The sequence below is a fragment of the Pseudarthrobacter sp. fls2-241-R2A-168 genome, assembly GCF_030209335.1.
In the GTDB taxonomy this organism is placed as follows: Bacteria; Actinomycetota; Actinomycetes; order Actinomycetales; family Micrococcaceae; genus Arthrobacter.
The window spans coordinates 121,537-141,426 of sequence record NZ_JARVSG010000019.1 but is presented as its reverse complement, the minus strand read 5'-3'; the positions used below and the strand labels follow the sequence as shown (position 1 = coordinate 141,426).

Annotated in this window: 15 protein-coding genes; 5 read left to right on the top strand and 10 right to left on the bottom strand. The window is 67.2% G+C overall.

The features are described 5' to 3' along the window. The first annotated feature begins 122 nt into the window (after nt 1-122). Entirely contained in the window at nt 123-1,406 is a 1,284-nt protein-coding gene (locus tag QRN11_RS13535) for a macrolide 2'-phosphotransferase (protein WP_142059398.1), read from the top strand. Here the strand turns inward: QRN11_RS13535 and QRN11_RS13530 are convergent. The 3 genes from QRN11_RS13530 to QRN11_RS13520 form a co-directional block, all read right to left on the bottom strand. Next, complete coding sequence (locus QRN11_RS13530) at nt 1,403-4,939, bottom strand: ATP-dependent helicase (protein WP_285251385.1); 3,537 nt, start codon at nt 4,937-4,939, stop codon at nt 1,403-1,405. The two genes, QRN11_RS13535 and QRN11_RS13530, sit on opposite strands and share 4 nt — an antisense overlap. After that, nucleotides 4,936-8,184, bottom strand: coding sequence for an ATP-dependent helicase (locus QRN11_RS13525; protein ID WP_502935034.1), 3,249 nt, complete (start codon nt 8,182-8,184; stop codon nt 4,936-4,938). The genes QRN11_RS13530 and QRN11_RS13525 overlap by 4 nt, the downstream gene beginning before the upstream one ends. 104 nt (nt 8,185-8,288) lie before the next feature. Beyond that, nucleotides 8,289-8,705 carry an MGMT family protein gene (locus QRN11_RS13520; RefSeq protein WP_285251383.1) on the bottom strand — a complete coding sequence of 139 codons (417 nt, stop codon included), beginning with the start codon at nt 8,703-8,705 and terminating at the stop codon, nt 8,289-8,291. 63 nt (nt 8,706-8,768) lie between these two features. Here QRN11_RS13520 and QRN11_RS13515 point away from each other — a divergent pair, with 63 nt between their 5' ends. The 4 genes from QRN11_RS13515 to QRN11_RS13500 all read left to right on the top strand — a co-directional run bounded on the left by QRN11_RS13515 (nt 8,769) and on the right by QRN11_RS13500 (nt 12,251). Then, the gene (locus QRN11_RS13515; RefSeq protein WP_142059394.1) at nt 8,769-9,479 is read left to right on the top strand and encodes a 3'-5' exonuclease; all 711 of its coding nucleotides are present in this window, start codon (nt 8,769-8,771) and stop codon (nt 9,477-9,479) included. 321 nt (nt 9,480-9,800) lie between these two features. Beyond that, a complete protein-coding gene (locus QRN11_RS13510; RefSeq protein WP_285251382.1) occupies nt 9,801-10,736 on the top strand; it encodes a substrate-binding periplasmic protein in 936 nt (311 codons plus the stop codon). A gap of 16 nt (nt 10,737-10,752) precedes the next feature. Next, entirely contained in the window at nt 10,753-11,517 is a 765-nt protein-coding gene (locus QRN11_RS13505; RefSeq protein WP_091415441.1) for an amino acid ABC transporter permease, read from the top strand. Beyond that, nucleotides 11,514-12,251, top strand: a complete 738-nt coding sequence (locus QRN11_RS13500) for an amino acid ABC transporter ATP-binding protein (protein ID WP_285251381.1) — start codon at nt 11,514-11,516, stop codon at nt 12,249-12,251. Before QRN11_RS13505 ends, QRN11_RS13500 begins: the two co-directional genes overlap by 4 nt. A 159-nt stretch (nt 12,252-12,410) precedes the next feature. Here QRN11_RS13500 and hemL read toward each other — a convergent pair whose 3' ends face one another. From hemL to hemQ, 7 genes are all read right to left on the bottom strand, one after another. Further along, nucleotides 12,411-13,742 (bottom strand): glutamate-1-semialdehyde 2,1-aminomutase, encoded by a 1,332-nt coding sequence (gene hemL / locus QRN11_RS13495; RefSeq protein WP_285251380.1) that lies wholly within the window; start codon nt 13,740-13,742, stop codon nt 12,411-12,413. 13 nt (nt 13,743-13,755) lie between these two features. Then, a complete protein-coding gene (locus QRN11_RS13490) occupies nt 13,756-14,847 on the bottom strand; it encodes an LLM class flavin-dependent oxidoreductase (protein WP_285251379.1) in 1,092 nt (363 codons plus the stop codon). Further along, nucleotides 14,847-15,827: a porphobilinogen synthase gene (hemB, locus tag QRN11_RS13485; protein WP_091415433.1), complete on the bottom strand. Its 981-nt coding sequence runs from the start codon at nt 15,825-15,827 to the stop codon at nt 14,847-14,849. Before hemB ends, QRN11_RS13490 begins: the two co-directional genes overlap by 1 nt. 77 nt (nt 15,828-15,904) lie before the next feature. After that, nucleotides 15,905-16,792 carry a uroporphyrinogen-III synthase gene (locus QRN11_RS13480; RefSeq protein ID WP_285251392.1) on the bottom strand — a complete coding sequence of 296 codons (888 nt, stop codon included), beginning with the start codon at nt 16,790-16,792 and terminating at the stop codon, nt 15,905-15,907. Between the two features lie 60 nt (nt 16,793-16,852). Then, nucleotides 16,853-17,851 carry a hydroxymethylbilane synthase gene (gene hemC / locus QRN11_RS13475; RefSeq protein ID WP_285251378.1) on the bottom strand — a complete coding sequence of 333 codons (999 nt, stop codon included), beginning with the start codon at nt 17,849-17,851 and terminating at the stop codon, nt 16,853-16,855. Then, nucleotides 17,848-19,140 (bottom strand): ferrochelatase, encoded by a 1,293-nt coding sequence (locus tag QRN11_RS13470; RefSeq protein ID WP_285251377.1) that lies wholly within the window; start codon nt 19,138-19,140, stop codon nt 17,848-17,850. The genes hemC and QRN11_RS13470 overlap by 4 nt, the downstream gene beginning before the upstream one ends. After that, the gene (gene hemQ / locus QRN11_RS13465) at nt 19,137-19,838 is read right to left on the bottom strand and encodes a hydrogen peroxide-dependent heme synthase (RefSeq protein WP_050054477.1); all 702 of its coding nucleotides are present in this window, start codon (nt 19,836-19,838) and stop codon (nt 19,137-19,139) included. The genes QRN11_RS13470 and hemQ overlap by 4 nt, the downstream gene beginning before the upstream one ends. Nucleotides 19,839-19,890: the final 52 nt, after the last annotated feature.

Below are 19,890 nucleotides of genomic sequence, written 5' to 3'. Positions count from 1 at the left end.
GGATATTTGGGGGCGGCCGCCTGCTGCTCCAGGCTGCCTGGCCTGACCGGATTTGGACTCTATCTGAAGACTCGCCGTCCCCGGACCGGGGTCTTGGACTGCGCGCAATCTACCGTGGAACAGTGAGAAGAAAACCGATTGAACTGGCAGCCGTAGCAACAGCGGCAGTCCCCGGACTGACCCCAACGGCCGTTAGCTCTGCGCCGGATGATCCCGCCGACTTCGACTCCGCCCTGCTGCTCGATTCCGAGGGCAAGCGCTGGCGCGTCCGTTCGCCCCGGCATGCAGAGGCCAGCGCCAGGCTTGAAACGGAATTTCTTGTGCTGCGGGCCTTTGCTCCGGGCATCCGTGCCGAACTTCCCTTCCTGATGCCCACTGTGGCAGGCAGTGTGCGGCTGGGGACCCTGAGCACGTTTGTCTATTCGCACCTGGCCGGAAGCACGCGCAGCGTCGAGGAACTCACCGCCGGGCCGGATGTCCTGGCCCGCGAAATCGGTGTGGCCCTTGCTGCCATCCATGACCTTCCCCGTTCGCTGGTCAGCAATGCCGACCTGCCCGTCTACACCCCCAACGAGTTCCGCCAGCGCCGGCTCAATGAACTGGACCAGGCCGCCACCACCGGAAAAATCCCGCCGGCCCTGCTGCTGCGCTGGGAACATGCCCTCGAAGACGTGTCGCTGTGGCGCTTCAACCCCAGCGTGGTGCACGGCGACCTCCACGAGGACAACCTCCTGGTGGAAGGCCAGCGGGTCACCGCCGTGACCGGCTGGACCGACTTGAGGATTGGCGATCCGGCTGATGACTTCGCCTGGCTCGTTGCCTCCAATGAGCAGGACTTTGTTGATGCGGTGCTGGATGCCTACACTTCCAGCCGCAGGGATACCCCGGATAACCATCTGCTTCGGCGCGCAGCGCTGTCCGCCGAGTTCGCCCTGGCCCAGTACCTCGTGAAGGGCATCGCCTCGGATGACAGCGGCATGATCGCTGAGGCTGAGGACATGCTTTCAACCCTGGCCCGGGACATCGAAGAGTACGGCGGGCAGCCCATCAGTGTTGAGCCGCAGCCCGCGGCGACCGCCCCGGTTGGCGGCGGTACCGCTGCCCCGGCTGCCGGGCCGGAGCCTGTGGTGAGGGCGGCCGACGCCGGTCCAGCCGGTGCGGTGCCCTCCGTTACGGTGGTGCCGCTGCCCGTCCCCGCCCCGGTCCTGCCGGCGGTCCACGTCACCCCTATTCCGGTGGAGCCGCCGGCCGGGGTTGCCAGCGCAGACGCCGCCGTTGACGGTGGGGCCGGGAAGGACAACGGCGACCGGGGCCAGGAGGATCCTGGCACCACAGCTGAAGCCGCTGCAGGGCCGGACGATACGTCCACGGCGGCGATCTCCATCGTCGATCCCACCAGGAATTAGGGCGGCGCCGAAGGACTGAGGGCTGCGCTGACGATCCGCTCCAGCTCGCGGGCTGATCCGAGATCGTGTGGCCTTACCACCTCGTTGTCTGCAACGTAGAAAAAGGCGGCCCGCACCTCCTCCAGCGGTACATCCTTCAGCCGCGCCCAGGCCAGCCGGTACACGGCAAGCTGCACGGCTTTCGTCTTCAGTGCGCCAGCGGAGGGCCGCCGTCCGGTTTTCCAGTCCACCAGGTCCCACCTGCCGTCGGCATCGCGGAACACTGCATCAATCCGCCCGCGCACCACAACATCTCCCACGCGCGTCTCCACCGGCACTTCGACAAAGGCCGGTGACCGGTTTGCCCAGGGGGACGCCTTGAACGTTGCCACCATGGCGTCCAGGTCATAGGCGGCGTCGATGTGGTCATCGGAACCGGGAGCTTCGTCCAAGTCGAGCATGCCTGCAGCGCCGAAGTATTCCTCCACCCATGAGTGGAAGGCCGTTCCCTTCCGTGCTGACATCCCGGGTTCCCGCGGCACGGGCCTGCGGAGCCTCCCCAGCACTGCAGTTGCGTCCTCCCGCAGCTCCACCAGTGTGGAGGCGGAGATGTGGCCCGGAAGGTGCACATCGCGGCCGGCGGACCTCCTGGACCGGCGTTCCAGCAGCAGCGCTGCTTCCCGTGCCCATCCCCGCGCCACCCCGCTGAGCTGCTTGCTCTCGGATGTGTCACCGTCCTGTTGCGCCGCCCCGCCGAGAGCCGTAGAAGGCTCCTGTCCGTGGTGTTCCAGTGCGGCGAGCACCTTGGCTGCTGCGGCCTCCATGGCCTCGCGCCGTCCGGAGGACAGGCGCAGGCGGTCCCCTGTGCGCGGATCCACCGGGCCCTCGAGGGGATCGTAGGGCCAGCCGGCAACTTCCGTCTCCAGGGTCAGCGGGCTGGACTCCGGCAGGGAAGCTTCATCCTGCGACGCCGGATGGACTACCGCGGCAGGAGCCTTGCCGCCAGCAACAGTTGCCAGCGGCTCGAGCTCGGCAAGGAACGGCGACATGTCCGCCCGCCCTGCCCGGGATCCGACCCACGCGGAGCTCGATACCCACAGCACGTGCTTGGCCCTGGTGTACGCCACATACGCAAGGCGGCGTTCTTCCGATTCCCCGTGGGCCTGGACCGCGGCCTTGAATTCCTTTTCCGCGTCCAGCCAGCCCTTCTGGTCCGGCTGGTCGAGGTCCCACTGCGGAAGATCTGCCCTGTCGCCACGGAGCGGCCAGGGCAGGGCGGCCGAGCCGCTGCTCCAGCGGGAGTCCCTGTCGCTGGGAAAGGCCCCCGCATTAAGCCCCGGAACAAAAACGACGTCCCATTCCAGGCCCTTGGATGCATGGACCGTGAGGAGTTGCACGGCTTCGCGGTTGACGTCGGAGGCCGGCGCTTCCAGCCCGTTTTCCTCCGCAGCCGCAGCTTCCAGCCACGACAGGAAAGCCAGGATATCCACCCGCTGGGACGTCCGCAGGAACCCGGCGGCTGCGTCCTGGAACGCATCGAGGTTGCGGCGGGCCTGGTGGATGCTGATGCCCGGCCGCGCCGCCACCTCGATGTCCAGCAGCATGGCGCGCTCCACTTCACCCAAAAGGGTGGTGAGGTCATCGCCGAGGTAGCCCCGGAGCTGCCGGAGCTCGGCCGACAGGCGGGCAAGCCGGCCGCGCGCGGCACCGCTGAGCGAACGGCCGTGGGCAGACGTCCACCCCTCCCGCGGCAGCCAGTCCAGGGCTTCCACCAGGCTGGCACCGTCCGTCAAGTCCCCCTCAAGGACGGCGTCGCTGCCGTCGTCGGGCTGCTCGTTCATGGACCGATCGTTACCAGTCTGCACGGCCGGCTGCCCGCGCCGGCGCGCCAACTGGCTGGACCAGTCCCGCAGGGCCATCAGGTCAGCCGGACCGATGCGCCAGCGGGCACCGGCAAGGAGCCGCATCAGGGAATCGGATCGGCCGGGGTCTGCGAGGACACGCAGGGTGGCCACCAGGTCTACGATCTCCGGGGTGTCCAGGAGTCCGCCAAGCCCCACGATTTCGTAAGGGATACCACGTGCCTCAAACTGGCGCCGGACGGTTTCCATCTGGGCGCGGCGGCGGCACAGCACGGCGATGGCCGGGGGCACGGGCGTACCGTCCGGCTTCAGCTCAAAGTCCGTTACCCGGTACTTGAGGACGTCGTCCGCCACTGCGGCCGCTTCGTCCACATCGGTGCCGAACCGCCCCAGGACCACAGTGCCGTCGACGGCGTACGGGCTGGGCTGCAATGGCGGGACGTCAGCGGCTGCCGTCCCGCCTCCGCCGGGTGCGCTGCCCCCGCCGGCCGGTCCGCGCGCTGCGGCTGCCTTACCCAGGGACTCGGACATCACGTTTGCTGCCGACAGGATGGACCGCCCGTTCCGCCAGGCTGTGGTCAGGTAGGACGTGGGTGCCGGAGCCCAGTTCCCGGGTGCATCCGCAGGTCCGGTGCGCACTGGGAACTCTCGGACGAAATGGAAGAGCTGCCCCGCCGACGCCCCGCGGAAACCATAGATGGACTGGTTCGGGTCGCCCACCGCAGTCACCGCATGGCCGCCGCCGAAGAGGCGCGAAAACAGCACCAGCTGCGCGTACGAGGTGTCCTGGAATTCGTCGAGCAACACCACTTTGTAGCGTTGCCGTTCCATCTGTGCCGCCAAGGGAACATCCTGCGCCACCTTGGCTGCGAGCGCCACCAGGTCGCCGAAGTCCAGCGCTCCCCGCGCCCGCTTGGCCGCCGCGTAGCGGCCCACCATGTCCGCCACGCTGGCCCGGGTGCGCAGCATCCCGGCAAGCTCGGCCGCCGCCTGGGGAGGGTTCTTCTTTTTGTCTGCCATATACGGAAGGGACTCAAACTCCGAAAGCCGCGCCATCAGCCAGGCTTCCACGTCCTCGGGCTCCTGGAGGTGCTCCGCGCATTCGCCGGCGAGTTGGATAACGGCCTTGACCAGGGTGGATTTCGCAGCGCGGAAGTGGGTGTATTCGCCGTCGTATGCTTCCACCACTTCGCTGGCCAGCTGCCACGCCTGCGCGCCGCCGAGGAGGACCACGTCCCGTTCCACGCCGAGCCGCAGCCCGTAGTCGGACACGATGCCGCTGGCGAAGGAATGGTAGGTGGACACCTTGGGTTCCAGCGAATCGCTGGAGACCGGCTGCTGAGGGAACAACCGGAGCCCGCCGTCCTGGCCGGCCAACCGTTGCAGGGATGCCAGCTTTGCGCGTATCCGCGAGGCCAGTTCGCCGGCGGCCTTCCGGGTGAACGTCACGCCCAGTACTTCCTCCGGCCGTACCCAGCCGTTGGCGACCAGCCAGACCACGCGGTCAGCCATCGTGGCTGTTTTGCCCGACCCCGCGCCGGCGATGACCAGCCGGGGCGTCAGCGGTGAGCTGATGATGGCGGACTGCTCCGGCGTGGGAACGTTTTTCTCCCCCAGCAGCCCGGAAAGCTCTTCCGGGGTGAACCGCGGTTCGGGAACACCAGGCCTGTCCACGTTTGGATCCGGGCTCATTCCGTAACCTGCCTTCCCCGCACGCACAAAGGACACACTTCCGGCAGCCGGCAGCCATGGCCGCCGTGGCTCCCCTTGGAGGGGTCATGCCTGGCTTCGAATGTGCTGCCGCCCATCACGGCAGCGGCCTCCGTCACCATGTCCATGGCCCAGTTCTCCTGCGGATCCAACGGATCCTGCTGTTGGATGGCGGGACTCTTGGCCCCGGTCCCCAGCTGGGCAAGGACTGCGCCGCCTGGAATATTTGGGGCACTGCCCTCCCCGTTGTCGAAGCCCCCTGCGAGGACCGCAGCCTGGTAGGCGCCAAGCTGCGGATGAGCGGACAGCTCCGCCTTGCCCGGCTGGCGCTTACCGGTTTTGAGGTCCACGATGACCAGCCTGCCTTCACGGTCGATTTCCAGGCGGTCCACCTGCCCCCGAAGGACCGCTGCCCGGGCCGGGCCATCATCAACAGCCACCTCCGGGAGGGTCACATCAAAGTCCTGTTCCACGCCCAGCAGGCTCCGGCCCTCACTCCTCATCACCAGCACGTACTGGGCAAGCTTCCGCACCATCGCTTCCGCGCGCTGGTAATCCAGCCGGCCCTCCCAGTTGTCCTTCATGCCCAGGGCCGGCCAGCGGCGGACCAGCTCGGCCACATACTGTGCCCCCGATGCATCCGGAAGTTCCTGGGCGATGGCATGGACAAGCGTGCCCAGGCTCCTGGCGAAGTCGGTGGCGGCCTCACCTCCGGCGGCCTGCACGAACCAGTCAAGCGGGGACTTCCGGACTGTCTCCACCTTCGACGGCGACACAAACACCGTTCCGCCGGCCGGAACCACAGCTGCGGACGACGTCAGCGGCGGCAATGCCCACCAGCTGTCCGGATGCGCACCGGGGACCGGCGGCTCCGCAGCGGCCAGCCCCGCGAGGACCTTCACCGCTTCAGCAGCCTCAGCTTCATGCCTTCCGTCCAGCTGGGCATACTGCCGGAGTTCGGCCACGAGTGCCCGCAGGGTCATGGGACGTTCCACCGGTGTGAATGCCCTGCCTTCCTGGCCCGGATCCAGCGGAGCCACGTAGTCCAGGAACGAAGACGGCTGATCGTCTTCGGAGGAGACGGCGGTGCAGATCAGGAGTTCACGTGCCCGGGACACGGCCGTGGAAAAGCTGCGCAGTTCGTCGTAGCGGATATCCCGGAGCCGGCTCAGCGGGTCCCGCTGCATCGCATAGTCAACTCCATGCTCCACCGCATCGGCGTAGAGGGTGCTGCCCAGAAGCTCGCCGCGGAGCCGGGTATTGGGCCACACACCTTCCTGGAGGCCGGCCACCAGGACTACCGGCCATTCCCTTCCGGCTGCGCTGGCGGGCGTCATGAGCTCGACGGCGTCATCCACCTGGGCCCTGGCAGCCAGTGTGTCCATGGGGAGTTCCTGGTTCAGCAGGTATTCCAGGAACTGCTCCGGTCCGGCACCGGGCACCTGGTCGACGTAGCGCTCCGCTGTGTGGAACAGCGCCATCATGGCATCGAGATCGCGGTCGGCGCGGGCTCCGTGCGGTCCGCCCGCGAGCGCCGTCTCGGTCCAGGCGGCAGCCAGGCCGGTGGAGTTCCACAATGCCCAGAGCACTGACTCGGCGTTGGCGCCCGGTTCGGCGGCGGCCTGGCGGCCGGCTTGAATCATGCGTGCCGTGCGGCGTGCGGCCCGACCCTCCAGGCCAAGGGTGGACAGGGCACCGGGCTCCAGGAGGGCCTCAACGAGCAAGGTATCGCTGGCGCGTCCGCCTCCCCCCAGCAGCTCTTCGCGCCTCAATGATTGCCGCAGCCGGCGCAACTCGATGGAGGTGGCGCCCCCCACCCGCGACGTCAGAAGGGATACAGCCGTTTCGGGGGTCAGCAGGTCAGGATCGAGGGCAACGGCGAAGGCATCCAGCAGCGGACGCACTGCGACCTCATCCCGGACGGCAGATTCCGCTACCGGAACACGGACGGGAATCCCCTGGCCGGACAGATACCGCTGCAATTCACTGACCTGCGCCCCGTTCCGCACGATCACTGCCATCTCGGACAGGTCCCGGCCGTGGTTGATGTGCTGGTCAAGGATCCGCTGGGCAACGTACCTGAGCTCGTGCACTGGGGACGGCACAAGGTGGGCCTCCACCGCTCCGTGCGGCCGGCCCTGCACCGGCTCGAGCTGCCTGGCCAACTGTCCTCCGGCCCGCTGGGAAATCCGGCCCGCAACCCCCAGCCACGCTTCGGTCAGTTCAGGGGCGTGCCTGTGCGCATATCGGAGCGGACGTTCCAGGACCGGAATGCCCGGTGCGAGCAGCCCCGGCAGTTCCGCGACCAGGTCCGGCCGGGCTCCGCGGAACCCCTGGACTACTGTGTCCGGCGACGAGGCCACGTAGCAGTCCTGCCCACGGGCGATGTCCGCCAGCAGCTCGAAGACAGCGGGGTTGGCTTCCTGGACATCATCCACCACGATCAGCTGCAGCCGCGCACGCTCGGCGGCGAGGAAATCCGGGGCATCCTGGAAGACCTGGCGGGCAGCTGTAATGATGCCGGCAGGATCAAAAGCCTCAGGCATCCGCAGGTCAAGGACATCCCGATACTCGGCGTACAGAGCCGCGGCAGCCGACCAGTCCGGCCTGCCGCACCGCCGGCCAAGGTCCGCGAGGTCACCGGCGGTCAGGCCCGATTCGATAACGCGGTCGAAGAGCTGGCGCACCTCGTGCCGGAAACCCCGTGTTTCCAGCGCTCCTGCGAGATCGTCAGGCCAGGGCAGTTCCAGTCCCGGCAGGCGGTGGCCTTCAAGGAGTTCCTTGATGATGAGGTCCTGCTCCGGTCCGGAAAGGAGCCGGGGCGGCCTTGCGAGCGGCAGCACACCCTCGGCCTTGGCCCGGCGGATCACGTCAAAGGCATAGGACGCCCACGTCCGGGCGGGGGTGGTGCTGAGGCTTCTGTCGAGCCGGGCCGTGAACCGGTCCCGGAGGGAATCAGCCGCGAGCCTGCTGGGAGCCAGGATCAGTATCCGTTCGGGATCCAGGCCGTCGCGGGAGACCCGTGTGACTGCCGCTTCGATGAGGACAGTGGATTTACCCGTTCCGGGCGCTCCCGGAACCAGCACCGGCCCGGACCCCTGGGCCACGTCAACAGCCGCCTGTTGATCGGGCGTCAGCGACGGCGCCTCGGCATGGAGGTGCCGCGGCGGCAGCAACCTGAGGCCCGCAAAGCCCGGCGCACCCTGGCGCCCTGCATCCGCAGCCAGGGCGCCGTCGTCGTGCACGGCGCCCGGAAACGCATCGAATCCGGTGCCGGAATCTGCCGGTTCACGGTACTCGTCAAGCGGATCTGTAAAAGGAACTGTTACTGTCACGCCGACATTCCATCATCAGCCACCGACAATTGCCGGAGCGCGCGCTCAAGCTGGGCCGCAATTGTGTCGATGTGCTCAAAGTCTCCATCATTCGGGGCCCATCGCGCAGCTGCCAGGTCCACGCGCCAGGAGCCTTCCCCCGTTCGCAGGTAGGCCTCATAAGCGCCGCGGAGGGGGGTTCCCTCCTGCCGGTAGTGGCGGAGCGCTTCCGCACCATGGCCTTCGGGCGCGTGTCCGCTCGCTTTGAGGATCCGCCACCAGGGAACGCCACTGCCGTAGTGGCTCATAACCGAGCCAACCTGCCTGGGCCCGCCCGATCCCAGGAGTTCGGCGACGTCACCGTACGAGACTGCGGACCCCGGCGGTACCAGCCGCACGATGGCCAATACCGCCTCCACATACTCAATCCGCATTGATCCAATCTATCGGCAGTGGCGCTCCCGGGAATTGTCGGCGGTCCCCCTTAGCGTGGATTCATGAGCACCTGGAACACCCTCCCCCGCGCAGCCTTCGACCTCGAAACCACCGGACGCAACTCGCGTGCGGCCCGAATTGTCACCGCATCTGTCACAGTGGTGGACCACCAGGGCGACGTCATCGCGGAGCATGAGTGGCTGGCGGATCCGGGCGTCGACATTCCCACCGAGGCCAGTGACGTCCACGGCATCACCACTGAGCAGGCCAGGCGCGACGGCCGGCCGGCCCATGAAGTGACCCAGGAACTCGCGGCCGTACTCCAGGCCCTGTTCGACGACGGCGTCCCCGTCATCGCGTTCAACGCCAGCTACGACTTCACCGTGCTCGCGGCCGAATCAGCCCGCTACGGGGTGCCGCAACTTACCCGGTTTCCGGTCCTGGACCCGTACATCATGAACAAGCAGGTGGACCGCTACCGCAAGGGCAAGCGCACCCTCACGGCGTTGTGCGAAGAGTACGGTGTGGTCCTGGACAATGCCCACACGTCTGCTGCGGATGCCCTGGCAACACTGCGGGTCCTGGACGCCATGGCCGGCAAGTTTCCCAAACTCAGCATGCCGGCCAGTCAGCTGCACCAGCTTCAGGTGGATTGGGCTGTGAGCCAGGCCGAGGACTTCCAGGGCTACCTGCGCAAGACCAAACCCGCTGCCGTTATTGAGGGCGACTGGCCTGTACTCCCGCCGCAGGACGCCAGCACCGGCGGTTTTTAGCCAGGCCGGCCGATTCCCACAGAGATATCAGTCACATCGCTTCATAACCGGGCGGAATTCTTCACCTCAGGATTCGCTGGGCAGGCTGCTCTTAAAGCAGCTGCAAGCAGCTCGGAGAGCTTATCCGAACTTTATTCGGCCTTTCTGCGCTGCTGGCTCCTGATTATTCAGCCCACGGCCGCAAAAGGGCGAAGTGAGACAATTTAGTTTTGCGGTCACCCCTGCCCTGGCCCAGCTTGACCAGCACCGGGCAGGTGCCAGGCGCCACCAGCGCAGCCTTGCGGCCCGGTTGACTTATGACTCAATGAAAGCGACTACCTGATGAAAATCAAAGCGATGAAGTGGCTGACAACCGCTCCCGTGGCAATCGCCCTGGCGGTTTCCCTGGCAGCGTGCGGCTCAGGATCCGCCCAGCCGAGCGGCACCCCCACGGACGCCCTCGCCGGCAGCGACCAGCAGACGCTGGACAAATACACCACCGCCAGCGTTACCCCGGTGGACCAGATCGACAAGACCAAGCTGGGCCTGAACACCGAAGGCAAGCTCGAGGTGGGCACCCTCTCGGACGCCCCGCCGAACATCTTCATTGACCCTTCCGGCAAGTTCACCGGCTACGACAACGAACTGCTGCGCGCCATCGCCGGCAAGCTCGGCCTTGAGGTCGAATTCGTTGCCACGGACTTCTCTGCCCTGCTCTCCCAGGTTTCCACCAAGCAGTTCGACGTCGGGTCCTCCTCCATCTCCACCACGGACGCCCGCCGCCAGAATGTTGGATTCACCAACGGCTATGACTTCGGCTTCATGGCCGTGGTTGCCAAGACCGACAGCGGCATCAAGGGTTTTGCCGACCTGAAGGGCGATCTGCGCATCGGCGTGGTCCAGGGCACCGTCCAGGATGACTACGTCACCAACACCCTCAAGCTTGAGCCGATCCGTTTCCCGGACTACGCCACTGTTTACGCCAACGTGCGCAACGGCCAGGTGGACGCCTGGGTGGCCCCGTCGCAGCAGGCCACCGGCCAGGTCAAGGAAGGAGACGGCACCGCGATCGTCGAATCCGTCGTCAACACCCAGAACTTCACCGCCTACGCCGTGGCCAAGGACAACCAGCCGCTGATCGACGCGCTGAACTCCGGCCTGGACGCTGTCATCGCCGACGGAACCTGGACCAAACTGACCAAGGAATGGTACCCGGACCGCGAGATGCCGACTGACTGGAAGCCGGGCAGCAAGGCCGCCACGGTTCCCCAGAGCTGATTGAGCCGGGACGTTTATGGATCTCTTGGACCAGCTGGCTGACACCTTCTTCAACTGGGAGGAAATGGCCAAAGTCATTCCCGCCCTGCTCATGGTGGGCTTGCCCAACACCCTGATCCTGGCCGTTGCCTCCGGCATCCTCGGCTCCCTGCTGGGGCTGGGGCTGGCCATGATGGGTATCTCCCGCAATGCGGGAGCCCGTTGGGTGGCACGCATTTACACCGACATCTTCCGCGGCCTCCCGGCCATCCTGGTGATCCTGGTGATCGGGATCGGGCTTAGCCCCATTGCCCGGGAAATCACCGGGTCCCGGAACCCTTACCCGCTGGGCATCCTTGCCCTGACGCTGATCGCGGCCGCCTACATCGGTGAGATCTTCCGCTCCGGCATCCAGAGCGTGGAGAAGGGGCAGTTGGAGGCCTCGCGGGCGCTGGGTTTCAGCTACGGCAGTTCGATGCGCCTCGTGGTGGTGCCGCAGGGCATCCGGCGGGTCCTTCCCGCGCTGGTGAACCAGTTCATCTCGCTGCTCAAGGATTCCTCGCTGGTGTTCATGCTCGGCCTCGCTGCTTCCGACCGGGAAATCTTCCGGATCGGCAACGACGCCATGGCCAACACGGGCAACCTCTCACCGCTGGTGGCAGCCGGTGTGCTGTACCTGATCCTGACCGTCCCGCTCACCCACTTCGTGAACTTCATCGACAACCGGCTGCGTACCGGCAAGCCGGAAAAGAAGGAACCGGATGAGCTGGCGGCACCTATCGGCAAGGGGGCACAGGCATGACGGAATTCGCTTCCGGAACCCTGACCGGCAAGAACCTGCACCTCTCGTTCGGGCACAACCACGTCCTGCGCGGCATTGACCTGCACGTGGAGAAGGGCACCACAGCCTCCGTGATCGGCCCGTCCGGTTCCGGCAAATCCACGCTCCTTCGGGTGATGAACCGGCTGATCGAGCCGGACCAGGGCGATATCCTCCTCGATGGCCGTTCGGTCCTGAAGGACAATCCGGATGAGCTCCGGCAGCGGATCGGCATGGTGTTCCAGCAGTTCAACCTGTTCCCGCACAAGACGGTGGTGGACAACGTGTCCCTGGCGCTGCGGAAGCTGCGCAAGCTGTCCAAGGACCAGGCCCGCGCCGAAGCCTTGGAGCAGCTGGACCTGGTGGGCCTGAAGCACAAGGCTGAAGCCCGTCCGGCGAACCTCTCCGGCGGCCAGCAGCAGCGCGTTGCCATCGCCCGCGCACTGGCCATGAAACCGGAGGTGATGTTCTTTGACGAGGCCACCTCCGCGCTGGACCCCGAACTGGTCAAGGGCGTCCTGGCGCTGATGACCGACCTCGCGAAGGGCGGCATGACCATGGTGGTGGTGACCCACGAAATGGGCTTCTCCCGCAATGTGTCGGACACCGTGACATTTATGGACGCCGGCGTGGTGGTGGAGTCCGGTCCGCCCGAGAAAATCTTCAGCGCCCCGGAAACCGGGCGCCTCAGGGGCTTCCTCTCGGACGTCCTGTAGTTCTGATTCCGAAAAGAAAATCCCCGGTTGCGGAATGCAACCGGGGATTTCTTTTATCTCCACCGAGATGGCATTTAACGGCAGTTCCACGCTGCGGGACTACCGTTAAGTGCCATCTCGCGGGAGAGGAGCGGACGACGGCGGGACTCGCCCGGGTGTTTACCCCTGGGCGGCTGCGGCAGCCTTTGCCGCGGCGGGCAGGGCGTCGAAGATCCGGTTCATGGCGGCGTCGTCATGCGCGGCGGACAGGAACCAGGCTTCGAAGACGGACGGCGGCAGGTAGACGCCGGATCCCAGCATGGAGTGGAAGAACGGCGCGTACCGGAAGGTTTCCTGCGCCTGGGCGTCGGCGTAGTTGTGGACTCCGTGGGCCGAGGTGCCGAACGCCACAGAGAACAGGTTCCCGGCGAACTGGATGGAGTGGTCCACCCCGGCGGCGTCCAGGGCATTGGACAGTGCGGAGGACAGCTCCAGCGAACGAACGTCGATGAAGGAGTAGACATCCCGGGTGGCGTGGGTCAGCGTGGCCACGCCGGCGGCCATCGCCACGGGGTTTCCGGACAGGGTGCCTGCCTGGTATACGGGGCCTGTGGGGGCGAGGTAGTCCATCACGTCGGCACGGCCGCCGAGGGCCGCCGTCGGCATTCCTCCGCCGATGACTTTGCCGAAGGTGAGCAGGTCCGGCGTCCACGGCTCGGCCGCATCGGCTGCGCCGCCGGTCAGTCCCCAGTAGCCGGAGTAGCCGGTGCGGAAGCCGGTGAGGACCTCGTCCACGATGAGCAACGCGCCGTGCTCCCGCGTGATGCGGGACAGCCCAAGGTTGAAGCCTTCCTCCGGCGTGACCACACCCATATTGGCCGGCGCGGCTTCGGTGATCACGGCGGCGATGTTCGGGCCGTGGGTGGCGAACGCTTCCTTGACGGCCGCGAGGTCGTTGTACGGCAGCACCAGGGTTTCCGCGGCCGTAGCCTCGGTAACACCGGCGGAACCGGGCAGGGCGAGGGTCGCCACGCCCGAGCCGGCAGCGGCGAGCAGGCCGTCCAGGTGGCCGTGGTAGCAGCCGGCAAACTTGATGATGAGGTTGCGGCCGGTGAAGCCGCGGGCCAGCCGGACAGCCGTCATGGTGGCTTCGGTGCCGGTGGAGACCATCCGGAGGCGTTCAACGGCGGGTACGCGCTCTTTGACGATTTCCGCCAGGTTGGCCTCATCAGGGGTCGATGCGCCGAAGGAGAGGCCGCGGTCCACGGCGGCGTGGACGGCCTCCAGCACGGCGGGGTGCGCGTGGCCGAGCAGCGCCGGGCCCCACGAGCAGACCAGGTCCACGTATTCCTTGCCGTCGGCGTCGGTCAGGTACGGGCCTTTGGCGGAGACCATAAAGCGCGGCGTCCCGCCCACGGACCCGAAGGCGCGGACCGGGGAGTTGACCCCGCCCGGCATCAGCTGGCGGGCGCGGTCGAAGAGTGCCTCGTTGCGAGGATTGCTGGAAGTCATGGTTCCTATTCTCTCAGTTTGCCGGCTGGCTATCGGCGGCCAGCAGTTCTGCCACCCGGGGCATCACCTGCGTACCCAGCAGCTCGATGGAGCGCATCATCGCCGAGTGCGGCAGCGGGCCGTTGCTGTATTTGAAGTCGAAGCGGTCCACGCCCAGGTTCTGCTTGAGCTGGACAATTTTTTGCGCCACCGTTTCCGGCGAACCGACATAGAGGGCACCCTCGGGAGCGCACAGGGCCTCGAACTCGCCCCGTCCGGCGGGTCCCCAGCCGCGTTCGGCTCCGAGCTTGTTCCGCAGCTTCAGCCAATGCGGGAAGAGTTCCTCCCGGGCCTGTTCGTCGGTCTCAGCCACGTGCCCCGGGGAGTGGGTGGCTATTTGCTGCATGGGGTGGCCGTATTTGGCCATGGCGTCCCGGTACAGGTCCACCAGGGGCCGGAAACCGCGCGGCTGCCCGCCGATGATCGCGAAGATGATGGGGTAGCCGTACTGCGCGCAGCGGAGCACGGATTCAGGGGTTCCGCCCACGCCGATCCAGGTGGGCAGCAGGTGGTGCTCCAAGGGCGGGTATACGCTCAGGCCGGCGAGGGCGGGCCTGGTGCGGCCTTCCCAGTGCACCGGCTGCTGTGCCCGGACCTTGTCGAACAGTTCGAGCTTCTCCTCAAACAGGACCTCGTAGTCGGCGAGGTCCAGTCCGAACAGCGGGAAGGATTCGATGAAGGAGCCCCGCCCCAGCATCACCTCGGCCCGTCCGTTGGAGAGCGCGTCCACGGTGGAGAATCTCTGGAACACCCGGATGGGATCATCGGAGCTCAGCACCGTGACGGCCGATCCGAGGCGGATCCGGGTGGTCCGGGCCGCGGCTGCCGCCAGGAAGACCTCGGGCGCGGACACCGCGTAGTCCTTGCGGTGGTGCTCCCCTACCCCAAAGGCGTGAAGTCCGACGGCGTCCGCCAGTTCCGCCTGTTCCAGCAGCTGGCGCAGCACCCGGGCATGCGGCTGCGGGCTGCCGTCCGGGTTCTCGCCAACGTCGCCGAAGGTGTTCAGCCCCAGCAGGATCCGTTGCGGGCCAACGGGCGCTGTGGGGCTGGCCGGGACTTCAGTCATCAGGACTCCTTCAGCCAGCCGGCCAGTTCGGCGGCCCAGTAGGTCAGGACCATGTGGGCCCCGGCGCGGCGGATGCCCAGCACCGATTCGGTGATGGCGGCGCGGCGGTCGATCCAGCCGTTGGCGGCGGCTGCCTCGATCATCGCGTACTCCCCCGAGATCTGGTAGGCGGCCACCGGTACCGGGCTCATGGCGGCCACGTCGGCAACGATGTCCAGGTAGCTCATGGCGGGCTTCACCATCACCACGTCCGCTCCCTCGGCGAGGTCCAGTTCCACCTCCCGGAGGGCTTCGGTCCGGTTGCCGGCGTCCATCTGATACGTCCGCCGGTCACCCTTGAGCTGCGAGTCCACAGCTTCGCGGAACGGACCGTAGAAGGCCGAGGCGTACTTGGCGGCGTAGGCAACAACCGAGGTGTTGGTGTGCCCGGCCTGGTCCAGCGCTGACCGGATGGCGGCTACCTGGCCGTCCATCATTCCGGAGGGGCCCAGCATGTGGGCGCCGGCGTCGGCCTGGGCCACTGCCATCCGGGCGTAAATCTCAACGGTCCGGTCGTTGTCCACGTAGCCGTCGGCGTCCAGCACCCCGCAGTGCCCGTGGTCCGTGAACTCGTCCAGGCACACGTCGCTCATGATCACCAGGTCATCGCCGACCTCCGCCCGGACATCCCGGATGGCCTTGTTCAGGACCCCCTCAGGATCAAGGGAGGCAGTGCCCTCCGCGTCCCGGGTTTCGGGGATGCCGAACAGCATGATTCCGCCCAGGCCCAGCTCAACGGCTTCCGCCGCGGCCCGTTTCAGCGTGTCAGTGGTGTGCTGCACAACGCCCGGCATGGACGTGATCGGGTTGGGCTCAGCCAAGCCTTCACGGATGAACGCGGGAAGGATCAGCTCGGCGGGCGCCAGCCGGGTTTCAGCTGTCAGCCGGCGCATGGCCGGGGTAGTGCGCAGGCGGCGGGGGCGTTGGCTCGGAAATGTCATGTTCGACGTCCTTCACGTTGTCTGTGGAAAGTGTTTGTACCCGCTGGCGGATGTCCGCAACCTGCGGCCCACCGCCGTCATCCCGGGGCGAGCGCCGTCTCGACGGCGGCTACGAGCCCCTGCGGCGTGGGCTCTGCGGCGATGGCCGCTACAGAAAGGCCAAGCGCGGCGGCCTGTTCCGCCGTCGACCGTCCAATGGCCACCAGCCGGCAGCCGTGCAGCGGCGAGAGCGCATGGATCCGCCGCACCGCGCTGGGCGAGGCGGCCACCACGGCGTGAATTTGTCCGGCTTCGATTTCCGCGGCCGCTGCTTCCGGCGCCAGCAGGGAGTACGACGGCGGCACCTGGCCGGGTCCCCCGTCCTCCGCCGGGATGGCGAGCCTGCGCTCCGCTGCCGCCGGGTAATCAACTGTCCGGTAGGCGGTGACCGCCGTGACGAGGCAGCCTGCGGCCGTCAGCCCTTCGGCGAGCCGGGCCGGTGCGATGTCCGCCTGGGGCAGCAGGACCTTCCCGGCACCGGCCGGCCATACTTCAAGGAGCCCCGCCGCAGATTGTTCGTCCCTGGGCGTCAGTTCCACCGGCAGGCCGGCTCTTTCCAGGAGGTTCCGGGACGCCGGCCCCACGGCTGCGATCCGGGTGCCGGCAGGAATCCACTGCCGCAGGCTGAGGCCTCGTTCGGCCGCCTTGGCCAGGAGTACGTGGACTGTGGTGGCGCTGGTGACCACCAGCCAGTCGAAGGCACCGGCGCCCAGTGCATCGCAGGCCACGTCCAGTGAATGCTGGTCCGCGGCGCGTTCGAAGTCGATCAGCGGCAGCAGCACCGCCTGCGCGCCGGCTTCCTGAAGGGCCGCCACAAGAGGCAGCGAACGTTCCGGGCTGCGGGTGATCAGGACCCGCACTCCATCAAGCGGTTTGCCAGCTGGCGTGCCGGGACTGGAACCGCTGCCTGATGCGTTTGCGGGCATACTCATGCCTCCTCTGGAAGGGGACTCCTGACGGGGCGGAAAAGCAGTCCCATGGCGGGCTCAGGAAGCCTGCAGGTCTGCAATGTCGGCGGCACCGGCGGCCAGGAGGACCTCAGCGAGTTCGATGCCCAGCAGTGTGGCGCCCACTTCCGTCAGGCCGTCGGTTGCCCGCTTGTCCCTTACTGAAGCGGTGCCGTCCACGGCGCACACTACGGCTTCGAGGTGGAGCATGCTGCCCTTGCGGTAGGCGTACGCGCCCACGGGTGCCGCGCACCCTGCCTCGAGGCGGGCCAGCAGTGCGCGTTCGGCAGTGACAGCCAGCCGGGTGTCCGGATCATCCAAGGCGGCCAGTGCCTGTGCCAGGACTTCCTTGGAGCCTTCTGCAGAGCCCGGCCGGGGCGGGGCGTCGGCGGTGCGGCACTCGATGGCAAGCGATCCCTGGCCGGCGGCGGGCAGCATGACGTCTGTTTCGAGGAACTCGCTGACGGCGTCCAGCCGGCCGATGCGTTCCAGGCCGGCGGCGGCCAGCACTACAGCATCGAGGTCGCAGGACTTTCCCGGAACCACCTCGGAAGTGGCGTTGCCCGGCAGCCCGGGGACCCTGCCCAGGCGGGTGTCCACGTTGCCGCGGATGTCCTTGATGTCCAGGTCCGGGCGGGCGGCGCGGAGCTGGGCGGCCCGGCGGGGTGAGCCCGTCCCTACCGTCGCTCCGGACGGGAGATCGGCAAGCTTGAGCCCGTCACGGGCGCACAGGACATCGCGGACGTCCACCCGCTTCGGGGTGGCCGCCAGGCTGAGCCCCACGGCGGCGCCGGTGGGCAGGTCTTTGAGTGAGTGGATCGCCACATCGCACTCGCTGCGCAGCAGCGCGTCGCGCAGGGCGGCGACGAAAACGCCGGTGCCGCCCATCTGCGACAGGGAACCGGTGAGGACATCGCCGTCGGTCCTGATGTGGACGAGTTCCACCGGGAAGCCTCCGACGGCGGCCAGCTGGTCCGCCGTCTGCTGCGTCTGGGTGAGTGCTAGTTTGCTGGCGCGGGTTCCGATGCGGACCGTCACTGCTGCGGCGCTCCCCCGGCAGTATTGGAAGCGGCGGCGCCTGCCTGGCCGGCTGCGGCTTCACCCGGGTACGGGTCGTGGCCCGTGCCCACGGTGGTGTCCGCACCGGCGATGGTTGGCTTTTCGCCGCGGAAGTTTGCGCAGCAGCCTGGCCGGCAGACGTCGTACCAGGGCCCGAGGGAGGTGACGGCAGGACGTTCACTGATGTTGTTGGCCACCGTCCGCTCGGAAATCAGGTCCACGAGGCCGTTGACGAACTTGCGGTGCGTGCCGGGTGTGGGCACGCGGGTGGCGGCAAGGCCAAGGTCGGCGCAGGTTTCCAGGGCTTCGGTATCCAGGTCCCAGACGACTTCCATGTGGTCGCTGACAAACCCGAGCGGCACAATAACAATGCCCTTCACGCCCTGCCCGGCCAATTCCTCGATGGCGTCGTTGATGTCCGGCTCCAGCCAGGGCACGTGCGGGGCGCCGGAACGGGACTGGTACACCAGGGACCAAGGTGCGGTGAGGCCGGATTCCTCTTCGACACGCTGCATTACTGCGGCAGCGGTGGCCAGGTGTTGGGCCACGTAGGCCGAACCCTCGTCGAATTCGCGCGGTTCGCCCTCTGACCGGCCTGCAGCCTCGGCGTCCCGGGTGGGGATGGAGTGGGTGGCAAACAGGATCTGGACCGGCGCGTCCGGGGTGCCGGCGGCGGCGAGCTGCTCGCGGACGGAGGCCAGGCCGGCGGCAGTGCCCTCGATGAAGGGTTCCACGAAGCCGGGGTGGTCGAAGTACTGGCGCACCTTGTCCACCTCGAGCCTGCCGTCCAGGCCGGTTTCGGTCAGTGCCATGCCGATGTCCTCGCGGTACTGGCGGCAGCTGGAGTAACAGGAGTAGGCACTTGTGGTGACCATCAGGAGGCGGCGGTGCCCGGCGTCGTACGCATCCTGGAGGGTCTGCGGGATGTAGGGGGCCCAGTTGCGGTTGCCCCACAGCACGGGAAGGTCGATTCCGCGGGCGGAAAGTTCGGCCTCGAGGGCTGCCTTCAGTTCACGGTTCTGCTGGTTGATGGGGCTGATGCCGCCATTGGCGCGGTAGTGGTGTGATACTTCCTCGAGGCGCTCGTCCGGGATGCCGCGGCCGCGGGTGACGTTGCGGAGGAAGGGGATGACGTCCTCCTGGCCCTCGGGACCCCCGAAGGAGGCCAGCAGGACGGCGTCGTAGTTCTTTGGCGCCATTCGTCCTGCCTCGGTGACGGGGTTCACCGCCGTAATTTCGGCCGGTTCACGCGCTTCGAGCGGGCTCATGCGAGCACCTCGGCGACCTCTGCGGCCGAAATGCGGCGGCCGGTGTAGAACGGAATTTCCTCGCGGACGTGGTTTCGGGCCTCAGTGGCGCGCAGGTGGCGCATGAGGTCCACCAGGTCCACCAGCTCGGGCGCCTCCAGGCCCAGGATCCACTCCCAGTCGCCCAGGGCGAAGGAAGAGACCGTGTTAGAGATGACCTGCGGGAAGTCGCGGCCCAGCAGGCCGTGGTCGCGGAGCATCTTGCCTCGCTCGGCCTCCGGCAGGATGTACCACTCGTACGAGCGCACGAAGGGGTACACGCAAAGCCACTCGGCCGGCGCGACGCCCCGGGAGTATGCAGGAGTGTGGTTCTTGGCGAACTCAGCCTCGCGGTGCACACCCATGGCTGACCAGACAATCTCGGTTCCGGCGAACAGCGTGCTGCGGCGGATGTCCCGGATGGCCTGCTGAAGGGCTTCAGGCTTGGGTCCGTGGAGCCACACCATCACGTCCGCGTCTGCACGCATGGCCGAAACATCGTAGCTGCCGCGGTGTGTCACTCCGCCCTGGGCCAGCCGTTCCAGCAGCGCTTCAAAGTCCGTGGCAGCATCAGCGCTGCGGATCAGGGTTTCGGAGCGCTTGAAGACCGTCCAGAGGGTGAAGAACTGCTCGGCTGATTCTTCGGTTTTAGTGACAGATTCGGCAGAAGTGTGGCTCATGGTTACAAGTTTGCCCCTTCATACCCGCCAAGTCGAAACCAGCGAGTTCTAC